The organism is Hymenobacter sp. AT01-02 (assembly GCF_000961955.2).
Lineage (GTDB): Bacteria > Bacteroidota > Bacteroidia > Cytophagales > Hymenobacteraceae > Hymenobacter > Hymenobacter mucosus.
Genome location: NZ_JZIR02000101.1, coordinates 1 through 6,252 on the forward strand (window position 1 = coordinate 1; position 6,252 = coordinate 6,252).

A 6,252-nucleotide genomic window follows, 5' to 3' on the forward strand; every position below is an offset into this window, starting at 1 on the left:
CGGAGGCTGACCCTAACCGGGGCCGTACCACGCCAGCAGCACCACCGCCGACAAGCCAATGCGCAGGCTAGTGGTTCCTGCGGCCCCTAGCACCGGGAATAACTGCTTGGCCAGGGCGGCTCCGCCCTGTACACTGATGATAGAAAGCAAAACGGCCGGTACCGCCGGCAGAGCAAAGCGAGAAGCCTTGGACATGATAAGTAGGTACAGGCCGCAGAAGTGCAACGGCCTCTTACCCGACAAAAGTCGGCCAACTTTGGGGCAGGAAAGCAGGATGGCGGCTACTATTTTGCAAACACGCAAGGTAGGCCAGGCCCTACCGTACCCGTTGCCCTGAAACCAATGCGGCGGTACACGGCGGCGTCTGGGCTGACTTGATATAGGTTGCCAGCTTCCGCTACGCAACCACAGCCCCATGTAAGGTCTCGCGCCGTGTTAGGCTTTGGTGCGGGAAGTTTTCGACCGCGTTTTCTCCGGAACCCGAATAGAAGACTCGCGCACAATAAGTTGAGGTGCCAGCTGTAGTTGCGTGCTACGGCCCGTTTCCACAGGCCCTTCTAAGGCCTTCAGGAGCGTACTGATGATGCTTTCGGCCATAGCTTCTAGGGGCTGGGCCACCACGGTAATGGTAGGCGAGTACAACCGAAACAGGTCATGGTCGTCAAACGACACGATGGCCATGTGCTCTGGAATGCGGCGACCCAGGCGGCTGAGGGCTTCCAAACCGTACACTCCCAAATAGTTGGTGGCAAACAACAGGGCATTGCACTCGGGGTTGGACTGGCAGAATGCCTGTATCTGCGCAATAATCTGCTCGCGCTCCTGCTGAAACGCTATTTCCAGCACCAGTTCTGGTAAGTGCAGTTCTTGCATGGCTTGGGCGTACCCTTGTAAGCGGGCTTGCATCTGCGCCTGCCCCGCCTGTAGCGTCACCATACCCACCGACGTAAATCCCTGGTTTAGCAAGTGCTGGGTGGCCTCGTACATTCCTTGGGCGCCGTCTACTACCACCGCATTAGCCAGCACCCCGGCCAGTTCCCGGTCGAAGAGGACGAGGGGCTTTCCGCTCCGCACAAGGGCGCGCACGTCGGTTTCCACCCCGTCGGGTAGGGCTAGGATGTAGCCGTCCACGTGGCGCTCCTGAAACATGGTGAGCAGGTCCCGCGTCTTGGCCGTGTCATCGTTGGTGCTGCAGTAAATAATGCGGTAGCCCCGGGCCAAGATCTTTTTCTCGATTAGGCCGGCTACGGTGGCGAAGAACGGGTTGGCAATATCCTCCACCACCAAGCCAATGACGTGGGTTTTGCCCGTGCGTAAGCTCTTGGCTAGCTGGTTGGGTTTGTAGCCCACCTCTTCCACGTACTTGAGCACCTTTTCGGCCAGCACATCACTGATGCGCTTTTCCTTGGCCTTGCCGTTGAGCACCAACGAGACGGTCGCAATGGACACGTCCAAGTGCTTGGCGATGTCGTGAATTAGGATTTTCTTTTTCAACTTCAATTCGTTTGCGGGCGCCGAGCGCTTCAGCTCCAGAATATTACGGATATACTTCCCGGGGGCGAGTGGCAGGAGCCGTGCCAAACGCCCGGTTTGGCTGCGGCCCCATAGTTAATTCCAGCGTACCGCCCGCCACAATATCGCGGTGCAGCAGGTAGCTGTTGGGGTAGCTCTTGCCGTTTAAGCGAACGGACTGAATGTACTGGTTTTGCGGGCCATTATTTTTAACGTCAATGAGAAAGGTTTTGCCTTTGGGCAGGCGCAAGGTGGCTTTGTCCACAATAGGGCTGCCTAGTACGTAAGCGCCACTGCTGGGGCTGACGGGGTAGAAGCCCATAGCCGATAAAATGTACCAAGCCGACATCTGCCCGCAGTCCTCGTTGCCGCTGATGCCATCGGGCTTGTCTTTGTACATCTCGCGCAGCACTTGTCGCACCTTTTCCGCCGTTTTCCACTGTTGTCCGGCGTAAGGGTACAAGTAAATGGTGGCGTGGCTAGGCTCGTTGCCGTGGGCATACATACCAATCAGGCCCGAAATATCGGGAGAAGCGCTTTCCCCTAAGCTACCCTGCACAACAAACAAGCTGTCGAGCTTCTGAGTGAAAGCAGCATCACTACCGAATAGTTTAATCAGGCCCGGTACATCGTGGGGCACCAGCCAGGTGTATTGCCAGGCATTGCCCTCCGTGTAATTGTTTTGGCGGTGGATTGACTGGATAGGGTCGAAGGGCACCTGGAACTTGCCATCGGACGTAAGGCCACGCATAAAGCGGGTGTGAGGGTCGTAGTATTTCTGGTAGTACTTGGCGCGGGCGCTGTACGTAGCGTAGTCGTCCTGGCGGCCCAGTTTTTTAGCCACCTGGGCAATGCTCCAGTCGTCGATGGCATATTCCATAGCCTTGGCCACCGATTCACTTTCCTTATCGGCCGGAATGAAGCCCAGCTCCTTTAAGTAGCGCACGCCCTGGTCGTTGCGGGTGCTGGAGGCTTTCATGGCGGCTAGCACTTGGTTGCCATCGAGGCCGGGGGTGCCTTTCAGGTAAGCTTCGGCCAGAGCGGGCACGGCACTGTAGCCTACCATGGTATTGGTTTCGCTCGCCATCAGATGCCAGATGGGTAGTTTGCCCTGCTGCCGCTGAATGGCCAGCATAGACTGCATCATATCTCCTACCCGCTCGGGCTGGGTGAGCAGGAACAGAGAGTGCTCGGTGCGGTAGGTATCCCACAGCGAAAAGGTGGTATAGTTTACGAAGGGCGCCTTGGGGTACACTTTCTTATCCGTGCCCCGGTAGTCCCCGTTCACATCGTTGAACAAAGCCGGTGCAAACAGCGCGTGGTACATGGAAGTGTAAAAAATGCGCCGCGCAGCCGGGTCGCGGGTTTCAATGGTCACCTTGCCCAGCTCCCGGTTCCACTGCGCATCGGCGGTACGTTGTACCTGCGTGAAGTCCCAGCCCGGAATTTCGGCCTGAATGTTAGCCAGAGCATTCTGACTGCTCACGGGCGAGATACCCACTTTCAGCAGAAGGGTGCCCGGGGTTTTGGGGAAGTTGAACAAGCCTTTGATAGCCAGGCCCTGCCCCTGTTTCCCGGTGAGTTGTTGGGCTTCGTTGTATACCGCAAACTGCGGAATGGGCACCGACGTCTTGATGGCAAAGTATAGGCGCTGGTCGTTGGCCCACCCTTTCGAGAAGCGGTAGCCCACGTACGTCTGCGGATCTATCTGCTCTATATACGTGTCAGTGGCTTTGTCATCAATGCCCTCTTTCAAGTCAATGATGATGTGGGCCGGCTTGGGGCCCGCGGGAAAGGTGTACTTGTGCATTCCTACCCGGGCCGTGCTGGTTAGCTCCGCCCGAATCCCGTAGTCGTCTAGCGTTACGGCGTAGTAGCCGGGCTTGGCCGTTTCGCGCTGGTGAGAGAAGCGTGACAAATAGCTTGGTGCGGCGCCTGCTGCCGCCCTTTATCGGTTTGCACGGCCCCGGTGTAGGGCATAATGAGCACGTCGCCCAAATCAGAAGCTCCCGTTCCGCTTAAGTGGGTGTGTGAAAAGCCGGTAATCAGGCTATCGGAATAATGATAGCCCGAGCACCAGTCCCACCCCTTAAAGATGTTCTGTGGCCCCACTTGCACAGCCCCGAATGGCACATTGGCACCTAAAAATACGTGCCCGTGCCCGCCCGTGCCAATCAGGGGGTCGACATGCGAGGTTAGGCTTTGGGCGAAGACGAGGCGGGCACTCAACAGCAGGAAGGACACTAGTAGTCGCACGCACCAGGAAGCGGCCTTTGGGGGCCAATGCAAGGAAAAAGCTACCATAAGAAGGTAAAAGAAGGAATGGATGGGACTCGGCAGGCGGGAGCAGAAGTGCTCCGATACATGTACCTCTGTGGGCGAAGGCACCCAGGAAAGGCCCGTAAAACGAAGGGCGACAGGCAGCGCGTTTTAGCAAATATGCTAAAATGTTTAAGCAAACTTTGGTTTATCAAGATAAATCCTTCATCTTTTCGCCAGATACGCCCTCATCAAGGTCTGCTTACCTATCAGGAGGCAGATTTTTTCGCAGTTAGCCACGAAGGATTTTCGTGTGTTTAACTTGATTTCGTTGCCAGCATCTGTGCGTTTGACAATGGTAGTCTATTTAGTAAACTTCTCTAATACAGGATTTTACTCACAAAATAGCTCTGCTACTAGGTTGGTCTGCTTCCCTCTCAGCGTGTAGTACCCTTGTGTTTTTTCTGCTTTTCCTCATGGTTTATTTTTCCACGAGCCATCCTTAGTATACCTGTATGCTAAAACGTTTAATCTAGCTATTATCCCTTTAGGTCAATCTATTCTACTACGCGGTTTCCTTCCTGCACTTCCCACCCGCCTCCCTGCGGCTACATGTTTTTCATCCCACAATCTCATCCCTATGCTCACTTCTCTAGCTATCCGAAACTGGCGTGGCGCCCCCTTGCTCCTTCTGGGTTCCGCTACGGCCCTTCCCCTCACGCCGGCCTGGGCCCGCAGTGATATGAAGGCTACTGCGGCCCGCGTGGACGTAACAGTGCAGGGCCGCGTAACGGACGACAAAGGAGCGCCCTTGCCCGGCGCGACTATTATTGTAAAGGGTGCTAGTGGATTAGGAGCTAGTTCTGACGCTGAAGGCAACTTCTCCTTGACCTTGCCCACGGGCAATGAAACCTTGGTCGTTTCCTCCATTGGCTTTGTGGCCCAGGAAATCAGCGTAGAAGGCCGTACCACACTTACTATCAAGCTAGTAACAGATAACAAGGCCCTGGACGAGGTAGTGGTAGTAGGCTACGGAACCCAGCGTCGCTCCGACGTGACCGGGGCCGTAGGCAGCGTGAAAAGCAGTGAGATTCTAGAGCGCCCGGTGGTAAACGTGGCGCAAAGCCTGCAAGGCCGCGTTACGGGCGTCGATGTGTCGCTGAACTCCGGGCAACCAGGCAGCAGCCCTACCATCCGCGTGCGGGGATATTCCTCCATCACGGCGGGCAACACCCCGCTGTATGTAGTAGATGGCATTTTCTGGGAAGCTGGCATTACGGCTCTCAACCCAGCCGATATTGAAAGCATTGAGGTGCTCAAGGATGCTTCAGCTACGGCCATCTACGGGTCGCGGGGGAGCAGCGGAGTAATCATCGTTACGACCAAGCGCGGCCGCAAAGGCGGACAGATTAGCTACGACAACTTCGTCAGTGTAAGCAAGATAGCGCGCAAGCTTGATGTACTCAACGCCCAAGAGTTTCTGGCGGCCGAGGACTTGGCTTACCAAAACGTGCAGAAGTTCGACCCCGCTGGTTGGGCGGCGGGCAAGTACACCAACCGGGACCCGCGCATTAAGCGCAGAGCCCTGGTGGGCAAGCTCTTCGACGACCAGCTGAACCCGCTCTACGACGTGGACTGGCAGGATGAGGTTACCCAAACGGCGGTAAGCCAAAGTCATAACCTCGGCTTCACGGGCGGCGGCGACCAGACTACCTACGGACTGTTTCTAAACTATACCAACGCCAACGGCACCATCAAAAACACCTACCAGAAGCGGTATTCGGCCCGTTTGGTGGTAGATAACCAAGTGAAAAAGTGGCTGAAAGTGGGCGCCACGGTCAACTACTCCAACATTGAGGACCGCATCGGCAACAACTTCGTGGGGGGCAACAACGTCCCGCGCATGATGATTGAGATGATTCCCATCGTGCCCATTCAGTACCCCGACGGTACCTATGGCAAGCGGCAGGACTACCCCGATATGGAGGGCGGCGACAACCCGGTGGCCCTTACCCGCGAGGATATCCAAATCAACCGCAACCAGATCTTTGCCGGCAACGCCTTTTTCAATATCACATTCATGCCGGGCCTGGACTTCCGTTCCGTAGCCGGGGCCAACATCACCTCCTCCCTAAACCCCTCCTTTGGCAGCAACTTGGTGCAGCTGCGGGGAGGCACGCAAAACGTGGCCGGCATCAGCGCCGTGGACAACAAGCTGCTGCAGTGGCAGAACTACCTGACCTACAACAAGCAGTTCAATGAGCTGCACTCAATCAACCTAGTAGCCGGTACTGAAACGCGGCGCGAGCGATACTTTGCCGAATCGGTAGAAACCCGCGGCCTACCCGACAATGCTACCTCTATTTACAACCTAGGCACGGGAGCTACGCCGTCGCCGCCTGCCTCTAGCTTCGATGGCCGCACAAGTTTCTCTCCTTCTTTGGCCGCGCCAACTACAGCTTTAAGGACCGCTACCTCCTT

The 6,252-nt window shown here is 56.2% G+C and carries 3 protein-coding genes and 1 pseudogene; 1 reads left to right on the forward strand and 3 read right to left on the reverse strand.

Annotation, left to right across the window (positions count from 1 at the left end; genetic code table 11):
• Positions 1 to 12: 12 nt before the first annotated feature.
• The 3 genes and pseudogenes from VI25_RS19985 to VI25_RS19995 all read right to left on the reverse strand — a co-directional run bounded on the left by VI25_RS19985 (position 13) and on the right by VI25_RS19995 (position 3,816).
• On the reverse strand, positions 13 to 195 hold the full coding sequence (locus VI25_RS19985; protein ID WP_055562772.1) for a hypothetical protein: 183 nt from the start codon (positions 193 to 195) through the stop codon (positions 13 to 15).
• A 240-nt stretch (positions 196 to 435) separates the two neighbouring features.
• On the reverse strand, positions 436 to 1,494 hold the full coding sequence (locus VI25_RS19990; protein WP_045690608.1) for a LacI family DNA-binding transcriptional regulator: 1,059 nt from the start codon (positions 1,492 to 1,494) through the stop codon (positions 436 to 438).
• A gap of 43 nt (positions 1,495 to 1,537) precedes the next feature.
• A pseudogene (locus VI25_RS19995) lies at positions 1,538 to 3,816 on the reverse strand (GH92 family glycosyl hydrolase).
• Positions 3,817 to 4,411: 595 nt separating this feature from the next.
• On the opposite strand from VI25_RS19995, the gene VI25_RS20000 reads away from it, so the two are divergent.
• On the forward strand, positions 4,412 to 6,252 hold a 1,841-nt coding region (locus tag VI25_RS20000; RefSeq protein WP_152981720.1), incomplete at its 3' end, for a SusC/RagA family TonB-linked outer membrane protein.

Bases quoted from the DNA above. Each gene is read 5' to 3' on its own strand.
- VI25_RS19985 (WP_055562772.1), bottom strand. From the start codon at position 195: ATGTCCAAGGCTTCTCGCTTTGCTCTGCCGGCGGTACCGGCCGTTTTG.